Genomic DNA, 22947 nt, shown 5'->3' on the forward strand with positions numbered 1-22947 from the left:
AAGAAGTAGTGAGTGCCGTGTGGTCCTGCCGCTCAGGCCGAATGGCGCTTGCGGTAGCCGTCGAGGAAGCGTGCGATCCGGTTGATCGAATCGGTCAGGTCGTCGAGGTTCGGCAGGAAGACCACGCGGAAGTGATCCGGCGTCGTCCAGTTGAAGCCCGTGCCCTGCACGAGCAGTACGCGCTCCTCGAGCAGCAGGTCGAGAATGAACTGCTGGTCGTTCTGGATCGGATAAAGCTTCGGGTCGAGGCGCGGGAACATGTACAGCGCGGCCTGCGGCTTCACGCAGGTCACGCCCGGGATCGACGTGAGCATGTCGTACGCGAGTTCGCGCTGCTTGTACAGGCGCCCGCTCGGCACGATCAGCTCGTTGATGCTCTGGTAGCCGCCGAGCGCCGTCTGGATCGCGAACTGTCCGGGCACGTTCGCGCACAGGCGCATCGACGACAGGATGCCGAGCCCCTCGAGGTAGTCCTTCGCGCGCCGGCGGTTGTCGCCGCCCAGCCCCGACACGGCCATCCAGCCCGCGCGGTAGCCGCACGAGCGATAGCTCTTCGACAGGCTGTTGAACGTGACGGTGATCACGTCCTCCGACAGCGAACCCAGCGCCGTGTGCTCGAGGCCGTCGTAGACGATCTTGTCGTACACCTCGTCGGCGAACACGATCAGCCCGTGCTGGCGCGCGATCTCGAGCAGTTCGAGCAGCAATTCGTCCGAATAAAGCGCGCCGGTCGGGTTGTTCGGGTTGATCACGACGATCGCCTTCGTGTTCGGCGTGATCTTGCGGCGGATGTCGTCGAGATCGGGCATCCACGCGTTCTGCTCGTCGCAGATGTAATGCACCGGCGTGCCGCCCGACAGGCTGACCGCCGCCGTCCACAGCGGGTAGTCGGGCGCCGGCAGCAGCACTTCGTCGCCGTCGTTCAGGAGCGCCTGGGTCGCCATCACGATCAGCTCGGACGCGCCGTTGCCGATGTAGATGTCGTCGAGGCCGACGCCCACGACGCCCTTTTCCTGCGTGTAGTGCATCACGGCCTTGCGCGCCGAGAACACGCCCTTCGAATCCGAATAGCCGGACGACGTCGGCAGGTTGCGGATCATGTCCTGGATGATCTCGTCCGGCGCATCGAAACCGAACGGCGCGAGGTTGCCGATGTTCAGCTTGATGATGCGGTGGCCTTCTTCCTCGAGGCGCTTCGCGTGCTCGAGCACCGGGCCACGGATGTCGTAGCAGACGTTGAGCAGCTTGTTCGACTTCTGAATCGGTTTCACGACGACACGGTTCCTGGGTTGGCCTTGCGGCCGTGGGGACGGGATCAAAACTGGAAAGCGGCCGGTCTGTGCGCGCTGTCTAGGCTGGACGATTTTGCGGCGGTCGGGCGCGGCTTGTGGCGACGCGCGACGCAAGTGGCGCCCGGGGGCGACCAAAAAGTTATAATTTAGCGGATTTTGGCCGACTTTCGCAATGCACCATAGCCGCGCCGGGCCCACGCCGTCAGGCGTCCCGCGCGCGCCGCGCTCGAAATCGGCCTCCCGGGCCCGCGCGGCCCGTCCGGGCTGCCCGATCCGGGAAGCCCCATCCAGGCGGCCCATCTGGACGGCCCCATCGAACACCTATCGGAACTGCGGACATACTGATTTGAAACTGCACCAGGACACGAGCGGCGCGCTCAACACCGTCACCGGCTACGGCCCCGATTATGTCGACGTCAATCTCGAACGCCATGAAACGAGCGTCATCGTACTGCCCGGCGCGCCGGTCCAGACGTGGCCGGTGTCGTCGTTCGACGCGCTCGCGCCCGAGCATTTCGCGATGCTGCTCGATCCGACGCCCGAACTCGTGATCTTCGGCAGCGGCGCACGGCTGCGCTTCCCGCACCCGCGGCTCGTCGCGGCGCTCACGGCCAGGCGGATCGGCGTCGAGACGATGGATTTCCAGGCGGCCTGCCGCACCTACAACATCCTGATGGCCGAGGGCCGCAAAGTCGCCGCCGCGCTCTTAATTGAACGTTAATCCCCGATGCTGTAAAACTCTCGCCGGCGTTCCGGGTCCGATCCCCGGTCCGGCGCATGCCCCGTCGTAAGCCGCCGGCGGCCCGTCACAACAACCAACAGGCTGAAAATCCATGAACGATACGCCGTCGAGGCTACCGCTCAATCGCATCACGCTCGTCCTCCTCGTCCTCGCGCTCGCGATCGTCTGGTTCGCGCCGCTCGGGCTGCGCCACCTGATCCCGAGCGACGAAGGCCGCTACGCGGAAATGGCGCGCGAGATGTTCGTCACCGGCGACTGGATCACGCCGCGCTACAACGGCTACAAGTACTTCGAGAAGCCGCCGCTGCAGACCTGGATGAACGCGCTCACGTTCGCGTGGTTCGGCATCGGCGAATGGCAGGCGCGCCTCTACACGGCCGTCGCGAGCTTCGCCGGCGTGCTGCTGGTCGGCTTCACGGGCGCGCGCCTGTTCAACCCGCTGTCGGGCTTCCTCGCCGCCGTCGTGCTCGCGGCGTCGCCGTACTGGAACCTGATGGGCCACTTCAACGCGCTCGACATGGGCCTGGCGTTCTGGATGGCGCTGTCGCTATGCTCGCTGCTGCTCGCGCAGCGGCCCGGGCTGCGCCCGGCCGCGGCGCGCGGCTGGATGTGGGCGTGCTGGGCCGCGATGGCGTTCGCGGTGCTGTCGAAGGGCCTCGTCGGCCTGATCCTGCCCGGCGCCGTGCTCGTGCTCTATACGCTGATCGCGCGCGACTGGGCGCTCTGGAAGCGCCTGTACCTGGTGAGCGGCCTCGTGATCTTCTTCGCGATCGTCACGCCGTGGTTCGTGCTCGTCCAGCAGCGCAACCCCGAGTTCTTCAACTTCTTCTTCATCGTCCAGCAGTTCCGCCGGTACCTGACCCCGGAACAGAACCGTCCGGGCCCGCTCTACTACTTCGTGCCCGTGCTGCTGGTCGGCTTCCTGCCGTGGCTGTCGGTCGCGTGGCAGAGCATCCGCCATGCGCTGCGGATGCCGCGCCAGCCGAACGGCTTCTCGCCGATGCTCGTGCTGCTGATCTGGAGCGCTTTCATCTTCCTGTTCTTCAGCGCGTCGCACTCGAAGCTGATCTCGTACGTGCTGCCGGTCGCGCCGGCGCTCGCGCTGATCATCGGCGCGTACCTGCCGCTGATGACCGCCGACCGGTTCCGCCGCCACCTGCTCGGCTACCTCGTGTTCTTCGTCGCCGCGGCGTTCGGGATCATCTTCCTCGCGTACCAGGGCGATGCCCGCACGCCGAACGCGCTGTACCGCGCGTTCCAGATGTGGCTGTACGCGGGCCTCGCGGTCGCGGCCGCGCTGACGCTCGCGGCCGCGTGGCTGAACCGCCGCACGGGCGTCGCCGCCGCGCTTGTCGCGTTCGGCGCCGCGTGGCTGGCTTTCGGCACGATCGGCGGTACCGGGCACGACGAGTTCGGCCGCTACAGCTCGGGGGCGCTGCTCGCGCCGACGGTGCGCGCCGAACTGGCGAAACTGCCGCCCGACACGCCGTTCTACTCGATCGAGATGCTCGATCACACGTTCCCGTTCTATATGGGCCACACGACGATCATGGTCCAGCGCCAGGACGAACTCGCGTTCGGCATCTCGATGGAGCCGAACAAGTGGATTCCGACCGTCGACGAATGGATCACGCGCTGGAAGCAGGAAACCCATGCGCTCGCGATCATGCCGCCCGGCCAGTACGACACCCTGGTCAAGCAAGGCGTGCCGATGCGCGTGATTGCGCGCGACAACCGTCGCGTGATCGTCGAGAAACCGCAATCGTAAGGACGCCCATCGCATGAATCCCGTTTCGCTCGTCTGCATCGTCACCGGCGTGATGCTCAACGCCGTTGCGCAACTGCTGCTGAAGGCCGGCGTCAACGCCGTCGGGCACTTCGAGTTCAGCCGTGCGAACATCATCCCGGTCGGGCTGAAGATCGCCACCCAGTTGCCGATCATCGGCGGCCTCGGTTGCTACGTGCTGAGCGTCGTGGTCTGGATCCTCGGGCTGTCGCGAGTCGACGTGTCGATCGCGTACCCGATGCTGTCGCTCGGCTACGTCGTCAACGCGTTCGCGGCCTGGTACCTGTTCGGCGAGGTGCTGTCGGTCCAGCGGCTCGTCGGCATCGGCATCATCCTGATCGGCGTGCTGGTGCTCGCGCGAAGCTGAGCATGCCCCGCCGCGTTAAGCGTCCGCCTACAAAAAATCACGGTGCGATTCCGCCAACCGGTGTTTAATGCCGGTTTCGGCCGGGATCGCCCGACCCTTTTATTACACGCCATTACAGGCCAAAGCGTACATGAGCCAGACTACCGCTCCGTTTCTGCCGTTCACCCGCCCCGAGATCGATGAGGAAACCATCCAGGGCGTCGTCGACGTGCTGCGCTCGGGCTGGATCACCACCGGCCCGCAAAGCCAGAAATTCGAAGCGGCGCTGTCCGAATACTGCGGCGGCCGTCCGGTCCGCGCGTTCAATTCGGGCACCTGCACGCTCGAGATCGGCCTGCGCATCGCGGGCGTCGGCCCCGGCGACGAGGTGATCACGACGCCGGCATCGTGGGTCTCGACCAGCAACGTGATCCTCGAGACGGGCGCGACGCCCGTGTTCGCCGACATCGATCCCGTCACGCGCAACATCGACCTCGACAAGCTCGAGCAGGCGATCACGCCGCGCACGAAGGCGATCATCCCGGTGTTCCTGTCCGGCCTGCCGGTCGACATGGACCGCCTGTACGCGATCGCGCGCGCACACAAGCTGCGTGTGATCGAGGACGCCGCGCAGGCATTCGGCTCGACGTGGAACGGCAAGCGCATCGGCGCGATCGGCGACATCGTGTCGTTCAGCTTCCACGCGAACAAGAACCTGACGACGATCGAAGGCGGCGCACTCGTGCTGAACAACGAGGAAGAAGCGACGCTCGCGCAGAAGTACCGGCTGCAGGGCATCACGCGCACGGGCTTCGACGGGATGGACTGCGACGTGCTCGGCGGCAAGTACAACCTGACCGACGTCGCCGCGCGTGTCGGCCTGGGCCAGCTGCCGCACCTCGAACGCTTCACCGCGCAGCGCCGCGCGCTCGCGCGCGCGTATTTCGCCGCATTCGACGGCAGCGCGGCCGTGAAGCTCGGCGTCGGCCTGCCGGTCGCCGAGTTCGAGAACGGCAACTGGCACATGTTCCTGATCACGCTGCCGCTCGAGCGGCTGACGATCACCCGCGCCGAGTTCATGGCGCAGATGAAGGAACGCGGCATCGGCACGGGCATCCACTACCCGGCGATCCATCTTTTCACGCTGTACCGTGCGCGCGGCTTCAAGGAGGGCATGTTCCCCCACGCCGAACGGTACGGCGCGTCGACCGTCACGCTGCCGCTCTTCACGCAGATGACGGAAGGCGACGTGCGTCGCGTGGTCGACGCCATCAACCAGATTTGCGAACAATACGGAAATTAAGCGTACATGAGTCACCTTGAAGCACGCGCCGGGCATCCGGGCGCCGGGCACCTGGACGCAGGCCGTCCCGAAGTATCGGTCATCATCCCCGTGTACAACGAGGAAGACGGCCTCGCCGCGCTGTTCGCGCGGCTGTATCCGGCGCTCGACGCACTCGACACGTCATACGAAGTGATCCTGATCAACGACGGCAGCCGCGACCGCTCGGCCGCGATGCTCGCCGATCAGTTCCACGTACGTCCCGACACGACGCGCATCGTGCTGCTCAACGGCAACTACGGCCAGCACATGGCGATCCTCGCCGGCTTCGCGCAATCGCGCGGCGAGATCGTCATCACGCTCGACGCCGACCTGCAGAACCCGCCCGAGGAAATCGCCAAGCTGATCGCGAAGATGCGCGAGGGCTACGACTACGTCGGCTCGATCCGCAAGCAGCGCCAGGACAGCCTGTGGCGGCGCAAGGCGTCGCAGATGATGAACCGGCTGCGCGAGCGCATCACGCGCATCAAGATGACCGACCAGGGCTGCATGCTGCGCGCGTACAGCCGCCGCATCATCGACACGATCAACGTGTGCGGCGAAGTCAACACGTTCATCCCCGCACTCGCCTATACGTTCGCGCAGAAACCGACCGAAATCGAGGTCGCGCACGAGGAGCGCTTCGCCGGCGAGTCGAAGTACTCGCTGTACAGCCTGATCCGACTGAACTTCGACCTCGTGACGGGCTTCTCGGTCGTGCCGCTGCAGTGGCTGTCGTTCATCGGCGTGATCCTGTCGCTCGGCTCCGCCGCGCTGTTCGTGCTGCTGCTCGTGCGACGCTTCATCGTCGGCGCGGAAGTGCAAGGCGTGTTCACGCTGTTCGCGATCACGTTCTTCCTGCTCGGCGTGATCATCTTCGCGCTCGGCCTGCTCGGCGAGTACGTCGGCCGCATCTACCAGCAGGTGCGCGCGCGGCCGCGCTACCTGATCCAGGCCGTGCTCGAGCAGCACGACGGCGTGCCGCCGGTGCCGGCCGGCACGAACCGCACGGGAGCCGGGCAATGAAACCGCGCGCAGTCGTGTTCGCGTATCACAACGTCGGCGTGCGCTGCCTGCAGGTGCTGCTCGCGCGCGGCGTCGACGTCGCGCTCGTCGTCACGCACGAGGACAATCCGAACGAGAACATCTGGTTCGGCAGCGTCGCATCGGTCGCCGCCGAGCACGGGATCCCGGTCGTCACGCCGGCCGATCCCGCCGATCCGGCGCTGCGCCGCGCGGTGTCCGACGCACGGCCCGATTTCATCTTCTCGTTCTACTACCGGCACATGCTGCCGGTGGACCTGCTCGCGATCGCGCCGCGCGGCGCGTACAACATGCACGGTTCGCTGCTGCCGAAATACCGGGGTCGGGTACCGACCAACTGGGCCGTGCTGAACGGCGAGACCGAAACCGGCGCGACGCTGCACGAGATGGCCGCGAAGCCCGACGCGGGCGCGATCATCGGCCAGACCGCGGTGCCGATCCTGCCGGACGACACGGCCGCGCAGGTGTTCGACAAGGTGACGGTGGCCGCCGAGCAGACGCTCTGGCGCGTCCTGCCCGCGCTGCTCGCGGGCGAGGCGCCGCACCTGCCGAACGATCTCGCGACCGGCAGCTACTACAGCGGGCGCAAGCCCGAAGACGGCCGCGTCGACTGGTCGAAGCCGGCCGCGCAGGTCTACAACCTGGTGCGCGCGGTCGCGCCCCCGTATCCCGGCGCGTTCACGGACGTGAACGGCACGCGTTTCGTGATCGCGCGCGCGCGCCTCGCGGCGCCCGGCAGCGCGGCGGCGGCGGCCGCGGCAGATTTGCCGCCCGGCCTGCACGTAAGCGATAATGCGCTATTCGGCGTCTGCGGCGACAGCCGCGCCCTATCCATTCTCGAGCTGTGGCAGCAGCGCGACGGCAGCGAAACCGTCGTGACGCCCGCGGAATTCGCGCAGTTCATTCATTCTTCCCGTCATTCATGAAAGCAAAAAAAGTCCTGATCCTGGGTGTGAACGGCTTCATCGGCCATCACCTGTCGAAGCGCATTCTTGAAACCACCGATTGGGAAGTGTTCGGCATGGACATGCAGACCGATCGGCTTGGCGACCTCGTCAACCACGAGCGGATGCATTTCTTCGAAGGCGACATCACGATCAACAAGGAGTGGGTCGAGTATCACGTGAAGAAGTGCGACGTGATCCTGCCGCTCGTCGCGATCGCGACGCCCGCCACCTACGTCCAGCAGCCGCTGCGCGTGTTCGAACTCGACTTCGAGGCGAACCTGCCGATCGTGCGTTCGGCCGTCAAGTACGGCAAGCACCTCGTGTTCCCGTCGACCTCCGAGGTCTACGGCATGTGCTCGGACGAGCAGTTCGACCCGGATGCGTCGGCCCTCACCTACGGCCCGATCAACAAGCCGCGCTGGATCTACGCGTGCTCGAAGCAGCTGATGGACCGCGTGATCTGGGGCTACGGGATGGAAGGCCTGAACTTCACGCTGTTCCGCCCGTTCAACTGGATCGGCCCGGGCCTCGACTCGATCTACACGCCGAAGGAAGGCAGCTCGCGCGTCGTCACGCAGTTCCTCGGCCACATCGTGCGCGGCGAGAACATCAGCCTCGTCGACGGCGGCTCGCAGAAGCGCGCGTTCACCGACATCGGCGACGGCATCAGCGCGCTGATGAAGATCATCGAGAACAAGGACGGCGTCGCGTCGGGCAAGATCTACAACATCGGGAATCCGAAGAACAACTTCTCGGTTCGCGAACTCGCGCACAAGATGCTCGAACTGGCGGCCGAATTCCCCGAGTACGCCGATTCGGCCAAGCAGGTGAAGCTCGTCGAGACGACGTCCGGCGCGTACTACGGCAACGGCTACCAGGACGTGCAGAACCGCGTGCCGAAGATCGACAACACGATGCAGGAGCTCGGCTGGGCGCCGCAGGCGACGTTCGACGACGCGCTGCGCAACATCTTCGAAGCGTATCGCGGCCACGTCGCCGACGCACGCGCGCTCGTCGAGCAGCAAGGCTGAGCGGGACGTTCGCTTGGCTCGCATCGTCCTCAAGATCGACGTCGACACGCTGCGCGGCACGCGCGAAGGCGTGCCGAACCTCGCGCGCATCTTCGACCGCTTCAGTGCGCGCGCGACCTTCCTCTTCAGCCTCGGGCCCGATCACACGGGCTGGGCGCTGCGGCGCGTGTTCCGCCCCGGCTTCCTGAAGAAGGTGTCGCGCACGTCGGTGGTCGAACACTACGGCGTGAAGCAGCTGATGTACGGCGTGCTGCTGCCCGGCCCCGACATCGGCCGCCGCGCGATCGCCGACATGCGCGCGATTCACGAGGCCGGCTTCGAATGCGGGATCCACACGTGGGATCACGTGTACTGGCAGGACAACGTCCGCGCGCGCGATCGCGACTGGACCGCGCGTGAAATGCAGAAGAGTCACGCGCGCTTCATCGAGATCTTCGGCGCGCCGCCCGTCACGCACGGCGCGGCCGGCTGGCAGATGAACGATTCCGCGTTCGAGCAGATCGACGCATGGGGGATGCGCTACGCATCCGACGGCCGCGGCCATTCGCCGTACCTGCCCGTCGTCGACGGCCGCACGCTGTCGCACGTGCAGATGCCGACCACGCTGCCGACGCTCGACGAAGTGCTCGGCATCGACGGCGTCGACACGCACAACGTCGCCGCGCACATCCTCAAGTTCACCGAAACCAATCCGCACGACCAGGTGTTCACGCTGCATGCGGAGCTGGAAGGCCAGAAGCTCGCGCCCGTGTTCGAGCAACTGCTCGCCGGCTGGCGCGCGCAAGGCCACACGTTTGCGACGATGGGCGACTACCACGCGACGCTGGACCGCGACTCGCTGCCATCGTACCCTGTCACGTGGGGCGAAATTCCCGGCCGCTCCGGCGAACTGATCGTCCAGCCCGACTGAGTTCGCGCGCCGGCGTCGCCCGCACCGCCCTTGCGGCGCGCCGCCGCGACGCCCCGCCGAACCGCGCCGCCGCTGCGGCGCCTTTCCATAACAACAGGAGAAACACGTGTCCGTCGAAGTTGACCGTCAAGTTCCCGATTTCACCGCACCGGCCACGGGCGGCGACATTTCGCTGTCCGACCTGAAGGGCAAGAAACTCGTGCTGTACTTCTATCCGAAGGACAATACGCCGGGCTGCACGACCGAAGGGCTGCAGTTCCGCGATCTCTATCCGAAGTTCAAGAAAGCCGGTGCGGAAGTCATCGGCGTATCGCGCGACAGCCTGCGCTCGCATGACAATTTCAAGGCAAAGCTCGAACTGCCGTTCCCGCTGATTTCCGATGCCGACGAAGCCCTGTGCGCGCTGTTCGATGTCATCAAGATGAAGAAAATGTATGGCAAGGAAGTGCGCGGAATCGAGCGCTCGACGTTCCTGATCGACGCCGACGGCGTGCTTCGCCAGGCATGGCGCGGCATCAAGGTACCGGGGCACGTGGACGACGTGCTTAAGGCTGTACAAGCGCTTTGAGGCGCGTTATATTGGGCCGCAATGAATGCCAGTTCGCCCCATATTTCTCGTAGCTGCGCCGGTGCTCGATGCGATGCTTTCCGGCACTTGACGCGCATCACGACCGTATCAGCCGAGCCGCATGTCCCTGTCGACGGGGCAGCGGCTTTTTTTATGGATTGCGCGCCGGCCCTCGGTCCGGCCCTCACCCCGTCAAGGAGCTGATCGACACTTAGGCGAACCGGCTAGACGAACTTCCTGTGCGCCACCGCGCGCAAACTGCATGCGTCTACGTCAAGCAGGATGCGATCAGCGGCGCACGCCATTGCGACACGATTCCTCCCGAGGGACACCATGCCTTTGCCTACCCCCCCCAGCAAGCTCGGCAGCCTGCTGCCGCCCGACGAATACAAGGTAAAAGCGCGGCCCGCGAAAGCCGCGAAGAAATCCGCCGAAGGGGACGCATCCACAGCCGGTGACTACGGTCCGGCGAGCGTGGCCCAACCGATGACGCAAGCCGCCAACACCGCCGCACAACTGCGTGCGGTCGCGTCGGCGCCTGAAGCCGCGAGCGCACCCGCACGCGGTCGCAAGACCAAACAGACGGCCGCACTGTTGCAGCCCGTGCCGGCGCCCGCGGAGCCCGCCGCGCCACTCGCGCGCGCAGAGAAGCCCGCCGCCGCAAAACCGGTCGCGGCCGCCGCGAGCGAGGCCGGCGCGGCAACCAGGTCGCGCAGCCGCAAGCCCGCCGAAGCCGAACAGCAGAAACTGTTCGTGCTCGACACCAACGTGCTGATGCACGACCCGAGCAGCCTCTTCCGCTTCGAGGAACACGACGTCTATCTGCCGATGATGACGCTCGAGGAACTCGACAACCACAAGAAGGGGATGTCCGAAGTCGCGCGCAACGCACGCCAGGTCAGCCGCACGCTCGACGCGCTGGTCGCCGATGCGGGCCCGATCACGGCCGGCATTCCGCTGTCGCGCCTCGGCAGCCGGGAGGCGGTCGGCCGCCTGTACTTCCAGACGAAGCTCACCGACATCGCACCCGTCGAAGGCCTGCCCGAAGGCAAGGCCGACAACCAGATCCTCGGCGTCGTGCGCGCGCTGCAGCGCGACCGGCCGGACCGCCAGGTCGTGCTGGTGTCGAAAGACATCAACATGCGGATCAAGGCGCATGCGCTCGGCCTGCCCGCTGAAGACTACTTCAACGACCAGGTGCTCGAGGATTCGGATCTCCTGTACAACGGCGTGCGTGAGCTGCCGCAGGATTTCTGGACCAAGCACGCGAAGGGCATGGAAAGCTGGCAGGACACGAAGACGGGCACCACGTACTACCGCGTGACGGGCCCGCTCGTCGCGTCGATGCTCGTCAACGAGTTCGTCTATCTCGAGCCGCAGAACGGCGAGCCGACGTTCCATGCGATCGTCCGCGAACTCAACGGCAAGACGGCGCTGCTGCAGACGCTGCGCGACTACAGCCACCACAAGAACAACGTGTGGGGCATCACCGCGCGCAACCGCGAGCAGAATTTCGCGCTGAACCTGCTGATGAACCCGGAGATCGACTTCGTCACGCTGCTCGGCCAGGCCGGTACCGGCAAGACGCTCGTCGCGCTCGCGGCCGGCCTTGCGCAGGTGCTCGACGACAAGCGCTACAACGAGATCATCGTGACGCGCGCGACCGTGCCCGTCGGCGAGGACATCGGCTTCCTGCCCGGCACCGAGGAAGAGAAGATGCAGCCGTGGATGGGTGCATTCGACGACAACCTCGAAGTGCTGCAGAAGACCGACGACGCCGCCGGCGAATGGGGGCGTGCCGCGACGCAGGAACTGATCCGTTCGCGGCTGAAGGTGAAGAGCATGAACTTCATGCGCGGCCGCACGTTCGTCGACAAGTACCTGATCATCGACGAGGCGCAGAACCTGACGCCGAAGCAGATGAAGACGCTCGTCACGCGCGCGGGCCCGGGCACGAAGATCGTCTGCCTCGGCAACATCGCGCAGATCGACACGCCTTACCTGACCGAAGGCAGTTCGGGGCTCACGTACGTCGTCGACCGCTTCAAGGGCTGGGGCCACAGCGGCCACGTGACGCTCGCGCGCGGCGAACGCTCGCGACTCGCCGACTACGCGTCGGACATCCTGTAACGCAGCCTGCCGGCCGATTCAGGCCGGTTCGCGAAAGCACACGGCGCTCCCGAAACGGAGCGCCGTTTTTATTTTTGGGGTCGAAGTCAGTGCTTGACCGTGTCACGCAACCACGATGCATTACGCGCGAAACTTCAAGTAAATTCTCAGGAATGGTTGCCTAAGCCCGGACTGAACGTCTACCATCGGGTCTGTCTGTTGTCATACGATTCGCGAGCGTCCCGCGCTCGCCCGCCTTGCCATGCTTCGAATCTGGGTTCCCGTTGCTGTCGTTTCACTGCTTGCGGCCTGCTCCAGCGTGCCGCCGCAGTCGGCATCGCGCCCCGCATCGGGCATGAAGATCACGACGCCGCGCGCATTCCCTGCCCCCGCCAATTTCCCGAAGTTCGTCGATCACAGCGTCGGCCAGGAAGAAATTTCGATCCAGGCGATGAGCCTCGTCGGCGTCCCGTATCGCTGGGGCGGCAACACGCCGACGAGCGGCTTCGACTGCAGCGGGCTCGTGCGCTACGTGATCGGCCGCGCAGCCGACGTGAACCTGCCGCGCACGACCGCCGACATGAGCGGCCGCGGCGTGTCGGTCGAGCCCGACCAGATCGCGCCGGGCGACCTGATCTTCTTCAATACGACCGGACGGCCGCATTCGCACGTCGGCATCTACGTCGGCAAGCTGCGCTTCGTCAACGCGCCGTCGACGGGCGGCACCGTGCGGCTCGACTACCTGACGAACCCGTACTGGGCCAAGCGATTCGACGGCATTCGCCGCGTCGCGCCGCCGAAGTCGCAACCGACGCCGTTCGATGCGCCGACTTATGAAGCGCGGCGCGACGACGTGCCGCGTGTGCAGCCGGCGGCGCCCGCGCCTGTCGTAACGGCAGCAGCGCCGCGGCAGCCCGCTTTTGCGGCTGCGCAGCCGGGCGTGTCACCGGCGCCGGCGCCGATCGTGCCTGTCGCAACAGCCGCGTCGGCGGCTCCTGCCGATGCGTACGAACCGCCGCCGCCGCGCATGGCCGTGGCCCGGCAACAGGCAGCATCCGTGGGCGGCGGCGCCGCCCAGACGGCAAACGCGGCGCCGGTCGGCGCACCGGAAGTCGGCACGCCGATTCCGACGACGGCACTGACGGCCGCCCAGGCTGCCGCCTTCGATGCGGAGCCGCCGCCCGCCGCCGCGCCCCGTCAAGCGCGCGCCGCCGAGTCCGACGCCGTGCAGGTGCTGCGCGCGTCGACGCGATCCGCGCCCGTCAGCGCGCGCACCGGCACGGCCGATGATCCGATTGCACGGTTCGCCAACGGAAATGATTGATTCGCGTGGCGTTGGCGCCGCGCTGCGTTCTCATTGCGGGCAAGCTCCGCCCGATTGCGCTCCGCACTTGCGGAGATAGGCACATCGAACGGCAGCATACGGTCGTCATAGCCCGACTCGGCACCCCGTCCTCTTCCCGCACACTCGGCATTCCAGCCCGCCCGACATCGGGTCGGGTGAGGAGTTACCCCCTCAGCCCGCCCACACCACCGTACGTGCGGCTCCGCATACGACGGTTCAGTTGATACGCTGAAGGCGATCCACAGTAGCGCGGATCGAGATCAGTCCCCGCACCTCGAAGTAGGCATTGGGTAATGCTTGCTTCAGGTGGTGGGACCCGGCATTCCACCAGGGTCCACGCCCGTTGACGCTGGATTTCCAAGCCCGGTCTGGGCGCAGGCCCAGCTCAAGCATTCGACGCTCCCGCGTGCGTGGCCGCTTCCACTGCCGCCAGAGCAGACAGCGTAAGCGTCGACGCAGCCATCCGTCCAAGTCTTCCATCCGCCGTCGCTGGTCGTTCAAGCGGAAGTAAGTAGCCCAGCCGCGCAGCAGCGGGTTGAGCGCTTGGATTGTCTGTGCCAGGGACCACCCGCGTCCCTGACGCAGCAGCGCACGCACCTGATCAACCAATCGCTTGATGCTCTCGGGTGCGACGCGGATGTGCGCCTGGCCCTGCCGTACCGCGACCCGGTAACCCAGGAACTTGCGGGTACTTGGCGGGGCCACCGCGCTCTTGGCCTCGTTCACGCGCAGCTTCAAGGCCCTCTCGAGATAGGCCCTGATGCTCGCCATGACCCGGTGTCCCGCCGTTTTGCTGCCGACGTAGATGTTGCAATCGTCCGCGTATCGACAGAACGCCAGACCTCGGCTCTCCAGTTTCCGATCCAAGTCGCTCAGCAAGATGTTGGACAGCAAGGGCGACAGCGGGCCGCCTTGTGGCGTGCCTTCCGTGCGCTCCTGGACCAGCCCTTCGGCCATCATCCCCGCCTCCAGGAAGCGGCGAATTAGCTTCAGCACTGTCCTGTCTTGCACATGCCGCGCAACTCGGGCCATCAACACGTCGTGGTTGACCCGATCGAAGAACTTCTCCAAGTCGATGTCCACCACCCAATGTTGACCGCCTTGCACGTACTCTTGCGCTTGACGTACCGCATCCAGCGCTCCCTTGCTCGGCCGGAAACCGAAACTGCTCGCCGAGAACGTTGGCTCGAAGATCGGTTGCAGCACTTGATGTATTGCCTGCTGGATGAGCCGATCTACCACGGTCGGCACCCCGAGCGTACGCACCCCACCCGTCGGCTTGGGAATGTCCACTCGGCGCACGGCTCGCGGAATATACCTCCCGTCCAGCAACGCTTGCCTCACACTCGGCCAGTGCATCTTGAGCCAGTCGCCCAGGTCCTCCGTGCTCAGGCCATCTACCCCAGCCGAGCCTTTGTTCCTCAGCACTCGCCGATACGCCAGCCGCATGTTCGCGCGATCCACGACTCGCGCCATCAGCGAGTCGTCCTCCGATTTCGTTCGCCCGTCTGTCGCCGCGCCCGTCTCCGCACCCCGAACACTATCCTGCGGCTTCCGGCCGCCCCTCGTGTCCGTGGCCCCTGTTTAGCAGGTGCGCCCTGCCGGGCGCACCAAACAAAAAGCGCCGCAGCCTGTCGGCATGCGGCGCTTTCGACGTGAAGCGTCGTTCGAGTGCGATCAGAAGATCTGGTGGCCGAGCCACCATCCACCGGCCGCGAACAGCGCGGCCGCCGGCAGCGTGAGCACCCACGCCCACACGATGTTGCCGGCCACCCCCCAACGCACGGCCGACAGCTTCTGCGTCGCGCCGACGCCGACGATCGCGCCGGTGATCGTATGCGTGGTCGACACCGGGATGCCGAGGAACGACGCGAGGAACAGCGTCATCGCGCCACCGGTTTCCGCGCAGAAACCGCCGACCGGCTTGAGCTTCGTGATCTTCTGGCCCATCGTGCGCACGATGCGCCAGCCACCGAACAGCGTGCCGAGGCCCATCGACAGGTAGCACGCGCCGATCACCCATGCGGGCGGCGCATCGGCGGTCGCCGACGCGTAGCCCGACGCGATCAGCAGCATCCAGATGATGCCGATCGTCTTCTGCGCGTCGTTGCCGCCGTGGCCGAGGCTGTAGAGCCCGGCCGACAGCAGCTGCAGCCGGCGGAAGCGCCGGTCGACCTTGCTGGGCGCGGTACGGAAATACAGCCACGACACGCCGAGCATGAACAGCGAACCGAGGATGAAGCCGAGCAGCGGCGAAATGAAGATGAACGCGATGGTCTTCAGCAACCCGTCGATGTTCAGCGACGCCCAGCCCGACTTGGCGAGCGCCGCGCCGACGAGGCCGCCGATCAGCGCATGCGACGAGCTCGACGGAATCCCGTAGTACCACGTGATCACGTTCCAGCCGATCGCACCGACCAGCGCACCGAACACGACGTAGTGGTCAACGATCTCGGGATCGATGGTGCCTTTACCGACGGTCTGCGCGACTTTCAGGTGGAAGATGAAATACGCGATGACGTTGAACGCCGCCGCGAACACCACGGCTTGCTGGGGCTTCAACACCCCGGTGGACACGACGGTGGCGATCGAGTTCGCCGCGTCGTGAAAGCCGTTCATGAAGTCGAATACGAGCGCGACGAGCACCAGCGTCGCGACCATCCAGAGGGCGAGTTGTATCGAATGCATCGTGGTCCGCTCAGGCGTTTTCCAGCACGATGCCTTCGATGATGTTCGCGACGTCCTCGCACTTGTCGGTGATCTCTTCGAGCAGCTCGTAGATCGCCTTCAGCTTGATGAGCGTCTTCACGTCGTCTTCCTCGCGGAACAGCTTCGACATCGCCGCGCGCAGCACGCGATCGGCCTCCGATTCCCAGCGGTCGATCTCCTCGCATTGCTTGAGGATCTGCGCGGACTGCTTCATGTCGGACAGCAACCCGACCGCCTGCTGCACGTGCTGCGCCGACTGCGTGACGATGTGCGCGAGCTGGCTCGCCTCGGACGTGACGGACCGCACGTCGTACAGCGACACGGCGGTCGCGACGTCTTCCATCAGGTCGAGGATGTCGTCCATCGTCGTGATCAGCTTGTGGATCTCGTCGCGATCGAGCGGCGTGATGAAAGTCTTGTGCAGCAGATCGATCGCCTCGTGCGTGAGCTTGTCAGCGGCCTTCTCGGCGGTTTGCACGTTTTGCTTGTGAATCTCGGCGTCGGCGAGATTGTCGATCAGCAGTTCGAGCTCGCGGCCACCGGAAACGATGTGCTTCGCGTGCGCGTTGAAGAGTTCAAAGAACTTGCCCTCGGTGGGCATGAATCGACCGAACATGGGATTCCTGAGAAATTGTCAAACTACTGTCACGAAAACGGGCGACATTGTACCGTTTCCCGTCCGGCGCGCACATGAAGCGTGCGCGCGCACCGAGACGGGATACAACGTTTGGCGATTTAGGGCTTTACATCCGGCGTTACTCGCCGTAGAAGGTCTGCGCCCCTGCAAAGTTGTCGAACTTCGTGTATTGCCCCAGGAACGTGAGCCGAACGGGGCCGATCGGGCCGTTACGCTGCTTGCCGATGATGATTTCGGCCGTGCCCTTGTCGGGGCTGTCCGGGTTGTAAACCTCGTCACGGTAAATGAACAGGATCACGTCCGCATCCTGTTCGATTGCGCCCGATTCGCGCAAATCGGACATCACCGGACGCTTGTTCGGGCGCTGTTCGAGGCCGCGGTTCAGCTGCGACAGCGCGATCACCGGCACGTCGAGTTCCTTCGCGAGACTCTTCAGCGATCGCGAGATTTCCGAGATTTCGGTCGCGCGGTTCTCGCCCTGCGACGAACCCGACATCAGCTGCAGGTAGTCGACGATGATCAGGCCGAGCTTGCCGCACTGGCGCGCCAGACGCCGCGCGCGCGAGCGCAATTCCATCGGGTTCAGGCCGCCCGTCTCGTCGATGAAGAGCTGCGCCTCGCTCATCTTCTGCACCGCGTGCGTCAGCTTCGGCCAATCCTCGTCCGTCAGCCGGCCGGTACGCATCCGGTGCTGGTCGAGCCGGCCGATCGAGCCGAGCATACGCATCACGAGCTGGGTGCCCGGCATTTCCATCGAGAACACCGCCACCGGCAGCCCGTACTCGACCGCGACGTATTCGCCGATGTTCATCGAGAAGGCCGTCTTGCCCATCGACGGCCGCCCCGCGACGATGATCAGTTCGCCACCGTGCATCCCGGACGTCATCCGGTCGAGGTCGACGAAGCCCGTCGGCGTGCCCGTGACGTCGCTCGGATTCGCGGTGTGGTACAGCGTATCGATGCGCTCGACGACCTGCGTGAGCAGCGGCCCGATCTCGAGGAAGCCCTGGTTGCCGCGCGCCCCCTCTTCGGCGATCGAGAACACTTTCGACTCGGCCTCGTCGAGCAGCTGGCGGACTTCCTTGCCCTGCGGGTTGAATGCGTCGGCGGAGATTTCGTCGGCAACCGACACGAGCCGACGCAGCACCGCACGGTCGCGCACGATTTCCGCATAACGGCGGATGTTCGCGGCGCTCGGCGTGTTCTGCGCGAGCGCGTTCAGGTAAGCGAGCCCGCCGACGTCGTCGGCCTTGCCGGACGTGGTCAGCGCTTCGTACACGGTCACGACGTCGGCCGGGCGCGTCGACGCGATCAGGCGGCCGATGTGCTCGTAGATGATCCGGTGGTCGTAGCGGTAGAAATCGCCCTGCGACAGGAAGTCGGCAATCCGGTCCCATGCCGCGTTGTCGAGCAACAGGCCGCCGAGCACCGACTGTTCGGCTTCGACCGAATGCGGCGGGACTTTCAGCGATTCGATTTGGGGATCTTGCGGCGCGTTCATGGGTTGGGATTATCGCGAATAGATCGCGGCAGCGCTACCGCTCCGGCGATCGGGCAATAAAAAAGGCAGGCCCCGGTTGCCCGGGCGCCTGCCCTTGTCCGGACGGCGGAAGCCGCCCGGAAAGCTTGCGTAACGCTTACGCGTGGTCGCCGATCACGTTGATCGTGACGTCGACGACGACGTCCGTGTGCAGCGCGACCTGGACGTTGTGCTCGCCGATCATCTTCAGCGGGCCTTCCGGCATGCGAACCTGCAGCTTCTCGACTTCGAAACCTGCCTTCTTCAGCAGTTCCGCGACGTCGCCGTTCGTGACCGAGCCGAACAGACGGCCGTCAACGCCCGACTTCTGCGTGATTTCGAACGACTGGCCGTTCAGCTTCTCGCCGACTGCCTGCGATGCTGCCAGCTTTTCAGCGGCGATCTTTTCGAGTTCGGCGCGGCGCACTTCGAATTCGGCGATCGCTTCCTTCGTGGCACGGCGTGCCTTGCGGTTCGGGATCAGGAAGTTGCGAGCGTAACCGTCCTTGACCTTGACGATGTCGCCGAGGTTGCCCAGATTGGCGACTTTTTCCAACAGAATGATTTGCATTCGAATTCTCCTTATGGCGTCGCCGAGTTACGCCTTGTGCTGATCGGTGTACGGCAGCAGCGCGAGGAAACGCGCACGCTTGATGGCCGTGTCGAGCTGACGCTGATAGTGCGCCTTCGTACCCGTCAGACGCGCCGGCGTGATCTTGCCGTTTTCGCCGATGAAGTCCTTCAGCGTTTCCGTGTCCTTGTAGTCGATCTGCTCGACGCCTGCGGCCGTGAAACGGCAGAACTTCTTGCGCTTGAAGAGCGGGTTTTGTTGCTGACGACGCTTGTCGAATTTCTTACCAGTCGGGCGGGGCATGATTTCAGTCCTTTCCAATGTCCTGCAATGCTGTGATGTGAAACACCAAGGTTCTCGCGTTGCGGCTTTTCTTCGCCAGGAAGCCCGTGAACAGCGTTTCGACGCCCATTTCACGGCTTTCCAGCCTGCCGCTCGCCTCACCGGCCGCCACCGCCTCGATCGTCATTTCGACCTGACGGGGAATGCCTGCTTCGACGACTTCCGTGCGGTGATGCAATGTGGCGCTTGCGATCGGAACACCTGCCGGCGTATATCGCACCGGTGCGCGTTCGACGACGCTTGCCGTCAATTGCAACCTGTTCACGTGAGTGGCGCGCTCCTTGATGGCTTAATGAATGACGAACTTAAGCCTGCGCTTCGGTCGGCTGAGCTGCAGCCGCCTTCTTGGCTTCTTCGCGCTGAACTTCCTTCATCATCGGCGACGGGCCGGTTTCGGCCTTCTTCATCTTGACGATGAGGTGGCGCAGCACGGCGTCGTTGAACTTGAACGCGTGTTCGAGTTCGTCGAGCGTCGTCTGGTCGCACTCGATGTTCATGCAGACGTAGTGAGCCTTCGCGAGTTTCTCGATCATGTAGGCCAGTTGGCGACGGCCCCAGTCTTCGACGCGGTGGATCTGACCGCCGTGCGACGTGATCGTGGTCTTGTAACGCTCGATCATCGCGGGCACTTGCTCGCTCTGATCGGGGTGCACGATGAATACGATTTCGTAATGACGCATTACACACTCCTTGTGGATTAAAGCCACCCGGGCGTCTGAACCGGTGTGGCAAGTGAGAAGCCGAAGATTCTAACCCGGATACGGGGCGCATGCAAGGCGAACCGTTGATTCGCCGCGCGAATCGGCCATGTTTTCAACGACTTGAGCCCGGTCGGCAGCAGCAGCCCCCGCAGATCGTGATGGGGCCGCATCGCGCGGCCCGCCGTCACTCGGTGCGCGGCGGCGCGGCAAGGCGCGCGTTCAGTGCCGTCTTGAACGCTGCAAGTGCCGACGGCTCGGCGTCGGTCACGGCCCACCACGTCATTCCGGCCGCATTCCAGCGGTCGAGCGCATAGCCCTGCGACACGGTCGAGTACGGCGCCGCCGGCCCTTCCCCGGCCGGCCGCACATAGACGTCGATCACATGCTGCCGGTAACGGTAGACGAGCACTGCGACACGGCGGCGCCCGACATAGTCGAGCCGGCCGCCGGCGAGCGGGAAGCCGCTCGCGCCCAGGTCCTCGACCGGCGGCGCATAGTCGAGCCGGCCGTTGAACCACGGCTTGACCGTGTGCCGGTCGGTCGAGATCACGTCGATGTCGCGCGCCGACAGGTCGGCACGCACGTGGCTCGACACGAGTTCGTCGACGGTGCGCTCCGTCGCCGCGCGGTGCGCGGACAGCGTCAGCCCCGCCGCCGCGGCCAGCGCGACCACGAGCGCAACACCCCAGCCGAGGCCCGGCAGCGCGACGGCGCCCGGACGCGGCCGAACCGCCGCCGGGCCGCGCGGCGCGCCCCGCAGGCCGAGCCGCTCCAGCCAGCCGGGCCCGCGCGCGGCCGCCCGGGGTTCGGCGTCCGCCGCCGGCAGCCCCGCGAGAATGCGCGCGCGCAGCGCATCCGGCGCGCGATGGTATTCCGCCTGCCGGACTGCCTGGCCGAGCGCGACGATCCGGTCGCGCTCGCGCCGGCACGCGTCGCAGGCGTCGACGTGCCGCTGGACCCGCAACGCGTCGGGCGCCGACAGCTCGCGGTCGACGTCCGCGTCCAGCAACGCTCGCACTTCGTTACAGTCCATCGATAGCCTCCGATGCGGTTCCGCCCGCCGGCGCGCCGCCCGACGCGGCGCCGGCCTGCGGCGCTTCCTTGCGGGCCGCGCCGCGCGCGCCGCCGCCGAGCAGCGCGGCGAGCTTGCGCCGGCCGCGTGCGAGCCGCGACATCACCGTGCCGACCGGCACGTCCGCGATCGCCGCGATCTCGCGGTAGCTCAGATCCTCCATCTCGCGCAGCACCAGCACCTCGCGGTATTCGGGTGGCAGCTTCGCGAGTGCCGCATTCACGAGCCGTACGTCCTCGCCGCGCAGCAGCTGGGCAAGCGGATCTTCCGCCTCCGGGTGCCAGTCGTCGGCCGACTCCGTTCCATCGAGCGTGTCGGGCAGCGCGACCTCGTGCGCATGCGTGCGGCGCCGCCATTCGGTGTACCAGGTGTGGCGCACGATCGTCAGCAGCCACGGCCGCGCGTTGTCGCCGCGACACGAATCGACGAAGCGCAACGCGCGCATGCACGCGTCCTGGACGACGTCGTCCGCGTCGCCGGCGTTACCGCTCAGCCAGCGTGCGAGGTTGTACGCGGCGTCCAGATGCGGCAGCACGAGCGCGCGAAACCGCTCGCCGCGTGCCGCCGCGCCGCCGTCGTCCACCGCCCGTTCGTCGACCCTCCGGCCGGATTGCCCCACGTCGCCTCCTCGTTGATCCGCGCGGCCGCGGCCGCCTCCGTCCGGCGTGCGGCGCCCGGACAGACTGGCGATACGCACGCGGTCGAAGATATCTACCGCCCGTGAATCGAGTTTATTCCCGCCGAACACGCCGGGAGGCGAAAAATAATCCGGGAATGGCGGCCATGCGGGGGCGGTATCACAGGCAAACGCCTTCGTCATCATCCGCACAGGTGCCGCCATGCCATACGCTCTCGCCTTCCCGAAGCACCCCGATTCGCGCGCGGCCGGCCGCGCCCGCCGCGGCGAACTCCGCGCGCCCCGCGCCGCCCGCCGCCGCGCCCGGTCGTGCCCCGGCCGCCGCCGCGTCGCGCGCGCCTACGGCGTGGTGCTCCAGTAACCGGGGCGCGCATACGCGGCGCGCAGGTAGTCGATGAAATAGCGCACGCGCGCCGGCACGTAGCGCTGCTGCGGGTAGACCGCGAGGATGTCGTAGTCGGGCAGCGCGTACTCGTCGAGCACGGTCTCGAGCTCGCCCGTCTCGAGCTGCGCGGCGATTTCCCACGTGGAGCGCCAGCCGAGGCCGAGGCCTTCGGCCACCCAGCGGTGCAGCAGCTCGCCGTCGTTGCAGTCGAGGTTGCCGGTCACGCGCATCGTCGCGATCTTGCCGTGGCGCTGGAAATACCAGCCGCGGTTCTGCCCGCCCTGCAGGTTGAACGCCAGGCAGTTGTGCCTGAGCAGGTCGTCGAGCGACTTCGGCCGGCCGTGCTGGCGGAAATACCCGGGTGTACCGCACACGACGCGCCGGTTCGACGCAAGCTTCACCGCGACGAAGTTCGGATCGACGGCCCCGCCGATCCGGATCGACAGGTCGTAGCCTTCGCGCACGAGATCGACGACGCGGTCGGTCAGGTTGAACGACAGCTGCATCTCGGGCTTGTCGGCCAGAAAGCCCGGCGCGTGCGGCGCGACGTGCTTGCGCCCGAACGCGGCCGGCGCCGACACGATCAGGTGCCCGCTGACCGCGCGCCGCCCGGCGGCCAGTTCGTTCTCGGCCTGGTCCCATTCGGACAGCAGCCCGCGGCAGCGCTCGAGGAACGCCGCGCCCTCCTCGCTGACCACCAGCCGCCGCGTCGAGCGGTACATCAGCTTCACGCCGAGCCGCTTCTCGAGCGCGTCGATGCGGCGCCCGAGCACGACCGGCGACACGCCCTCCTCGAGCGCCGCCGCCGCGAGGCTGCCGGCATCGGCCACGCGCACGAACGTCTCGATCTGCTTGAAGCGATCCATCTCCCGTCTCCGTCTCTGTTCCGGCTCCGGCGGAAAGCCCCGCCCGGCCGTCATTCCATACTTTTAG

The 22947-nt window shown here is 66.0% G+C and carries 23 protein-coding genes and 1 pseudogene; 11 read left to right on the forward strand and 13 right to left on the reverse strand.

All coding sequences use genetic code 11. The features are described from left to right. Window positions 1–32: 32 nt before the first annotated feature. Window positions 33–1271 carry a pyridoxal phosphate-dependent aminotransferase gene (locus WT26_RS12930; RefSeq protein WP_021156506.1) on the reverse strand — a complete coding sequence of 413 codons (1239 nt, stop codon included), beginning with the start codon at window positions 1269–1271 and terminating at the stop codon, window positions 33–35. Window positions 1272–1638: 367 nt separating this feature from the next. Between WT26_RS12930 and WT26_RS12935 the strand changes: the two genes are divergently transcribed. From WT26_RS12935 to WT26_RS12975, 9 genes are all read left to right on the forward strand, one after another. Continuing rightward, entirely contained in the window at window positions 1639–2013 is a 375-nt protein-coding gene (locus tag WT26_RS12935; RefSeq protein WP_059532712.1) for an Mth938-like domain-containing protein, read from the forward strand. Window positions 2014–2125: 112 nt separating this feature from the next. Then, entirely contained in the window at window positions 2126–3802 is a 1677-nt protein-coding gene (locus WT26_RS12940) for a glycosyltransferase family 39 protein (RefSeq protein ID WP_059532710.1), read from the forward strand. A gap of 13 nt (window positions 3803–3815) precedes the next feature. Beyond that, on the forward strand, window positions 3816–4187 hold the full coding sequence (locus tag WT26_RS12945) for an EamA family transporter (RefSeq protein WP_027787200.1): 372 nt from the start codon (window positions 3816–3818) through the stop codon (window positions 4185–4187). 130 nt (window positions 4188–4317) lie between these two features. Further along, window positions 4318–5469 (forward strand): DegT/DnrJ/EryC1/StrS family aminotransferase, encoded by a 1152-nt coding sequence (locus tag WT26_RS12950; protein ID WP_059532708.1) that lies wholly within the window; start codon window positions 4318–4320, stop codon window positions 5467–5469. 6 nt (window positions 5470–5475) lie between these two features. Further along, window positions 5476–6513, forward strand: coding sequence for a glycosyltransferase (locus tag WT26_RS12955; protein ID WP_021156513.1), 1038 nt, complete (start codon window positions 5476–5478; stop codon window positions 6511–6513). After that, window positions 6510–7457 (forward strand): formyltransferase, encoded by a 948-nt coding sequence (locus tag WT26_RS12960; RefSeq protein WP_069273054.1) that lies wholly within the window; start codon window positions 6510–6512, stop codon window positions 7455–7457. Before WT26_RS12955 ends, WT26_RS12960 begins: the two co-directional genes overlap by 4 nt. Continuing rightward, window positions 7454–8509 carry a bifunctional UDP-4-keto-pentose/UDP-xylose synthase gene (locus WT26_RS12965; protein WP_006482864.1) on the forward strand — a complete coding sequence of 352 codons (1056 nt, stop codon included), beginning with the start codon at window positions 7454–7456 and terminating at the stop codon, window positions 8507–8509. The genes WT26_RS12960 and WT26_RS12965 overlap by 4 nt, the downstream gene beginning before the upstream one ends. A gap of 13 nt (window positions 8510–8522) precedes the next feature. Beyond that, entirely contained in the window at window positions 8523–9419 is an 897-nt protein-coding gene (locus WT26_RS12970) for a polysaccharide deacetylase family protein (RefSeq protein ID WP_021156515.1), read from the forward strand. A gap of 106 nt (window positions 9420–9525) precedes the next feature. Continuing rightward, complete coding sequence (locus WT26_RS12975; protein ID WP_034207483.1) at window positions 9526–9987, forward strand: peroxiredoxin; 462 nt, start codon at window positions 9526–9528, stop codon at window positions 9985–9987. Window positions 9988–10179: 192 nt separating this feature from the next. Here WT26_RS12975 and WT26_RS39050 read toward each other — a convergent pair. Next, window positions 10180–10470, reverse strand: a pseudogene (locus WT26_RS39050) (hypothetical protein). On the opposite strand from WT26_RS39050, the gene WT26_RS12980 reads away from it, so the two are divergent. Next, the gene (locus WT26_RS12980; protein ID WP_420480939.1) at window positions 10360–12117 is read left to right on the forward strand and encodes a PhoH family protein; all 1758 of its coding nucleotides are present in this window, start codon (window positions 10360–10362) and stop codon (window positions 12115–12117) included. The pseudogene WT26_RS39050 and the gene WT26_RS12980 overlap by 111 nt on opposite strands. A gap of 241 nt (window positions 12118–12358) precedes the next feature. Beyond that, window positions 12359–13420 (forward strand): C40 family peptidase, encoded by a 1062-nt coding sequence (locus WT26_RS12985; protein WP_069273056.1) that lies wholly within the window; start codon window positions 12359–12361, stop codon window positions 13418–13420. Window positions 13421–13657: 237 nt separating this feature from the next. Here the strand turns inward: WT26_RS12985 and ltrA are convergent, their stop codons facing one another. The 11 genes from ltrA to WT26_RS13040 form a co-directional block, all read right to left on the reverse strand. Further along, window positions 13658–14917: a group II intron reverse transcriptase/maturase gene (ltrA, locus tag WT26_RS12990; protein ID WP_069270238.1), complete on the reverse strand. Its 1260-nt coding sequence runs from the start codon at window positions 14915–14917 to the stop codon at window positions 13658–13660. Between the two features lie 201 nt (window positions 14918–15118). Next, window positions 15119–16129, reverse strand: a complete 1011-nt coding sequence (locus WT26_RS12995) for an inorganic phosphate transporter (RefSeq protein WP_027787193.1) — start codon at window positions 16127–16129, stop codon at window positions 15119–15121. A 10-nt stretch (window positions 16130–16139) separates the two neighbouring features. Next, the gene (locus WT26_RS13000; RefSeq protein WP_034188683.1) at window positions 16140–16766 is read right to left on the reverse strand and encodes a DUF47 domain-containing protein; all 627 of its coding nucleotides are present in this window, start codon (window positions 16764–16766) and stop codon (window positions 16140–16142) included. A 139-nt stretch (window positions 16767–16905) separates the two neighbouring features. Then, complete coding sequence (locus tag WT26_RS13005; protein WP_006486249.1) at window positions 16906–18288, reverse strand: replicative DNA helicase; 1383 nt, start codon at window positions 18286–18288, stop codon at window positions 16906–16908. 136 nt (window positions 18289–18424) lie between these two features. Continuing rightward, window positions 18425–18877 carry a 50S ribosomal protein L9 gene (gene rplI / locus WT26_RS13010; protein WP_021156519.1) on the reverse strand — a complete coding sequence of 151 codons (453 nt, stop codon included), beginning with the start codon at window positions 18875–18877 and terminating at the stop codon, window positions 18425–18427. Between the two features lie 27 nt (window positions 18878–18904). Then, window positions 18905–19180, reverse strand: a complete 276-nt coding sequence (rpsR, locus tag WT26_RS13015) for a 30S ribosomal protein S18 (protein WP_006486248.1) — start codon at window positions 19178–19180, stop codon at window positions 18905–18907. 4 nt (window positions 19181–19184) lie between these two features. Beyond that, window positions 19185–19484 (reverse strand): primosomal replication protein N, encoded by a 300-nt coding sequence (gene priB / locus WT26_RS13020; protein ID WP_011657069.1) that lies wholly within the window; start codon window positions 19482–19484, stop codon window positions 19185–19187. A 40-nt stretch (window positions 19485–19524) separates the two neighbouring features. Beyond that, entirely contained in the window at window positions 19525–19899 is a 375-nt protein-coding gene (gene rpsF, locus WT26_RS13025; protein ID WP_006402295.1) for a 30S ribosomal protein S6, read from the reverse strand. Between the two features lie 205 nt (window positions 19900–20104). Further along, window positions 20105–20953 carry an anti-sigma factor family protein gene (locus tag WT26_RS13030; RefSeq protein ID WP_069273057.1) on the reverse strand — a complete coding sequence of 283 codons (849 nt, stop codon included), beginning with the start codon at window positions 20951–20953 and terminating at the stop codon, window positions 20105–20107. After that, on the reverse strand, window positions 20943–21611 hold the full coding sequence (locus WT26_RS13035; RefSeq protein WP_069273058.1) for an RNA polymerase sigma factor: 669 nt from the start codon (window positions 21609–21611) through the stop codon (window positions 20943–20945). The genes WT26_RS13030 and WT26_RS13035 overlap by 11 nt, the downstream gene beginning before the upstream one ends. 357 nt (window positions 21612–21968) lie before the next feature. After that, on the reverse strand, window positions 21969–22880 hold the full coding sequence (locus WT26_RS13040; protein WP_059532688.1) for a LysR family transcriptional regulator: 912 nt from the start codon (window positions 22878–22880) through the stop codon (window positions 21969–21971). Window positions 22881–22947 lie beyond the last annotated feature (67 nt).

It is taken from the genome of Burkholderia cepacia (assembly GCF_001718835.1).
GTDB classification, from domain to species: Bacteria; Pseudomonadota; Gammaproteobacteria; order Burkholderiales; family Burkholderiaceae; genus Burkholderia; species Burkholderia cepacia_F.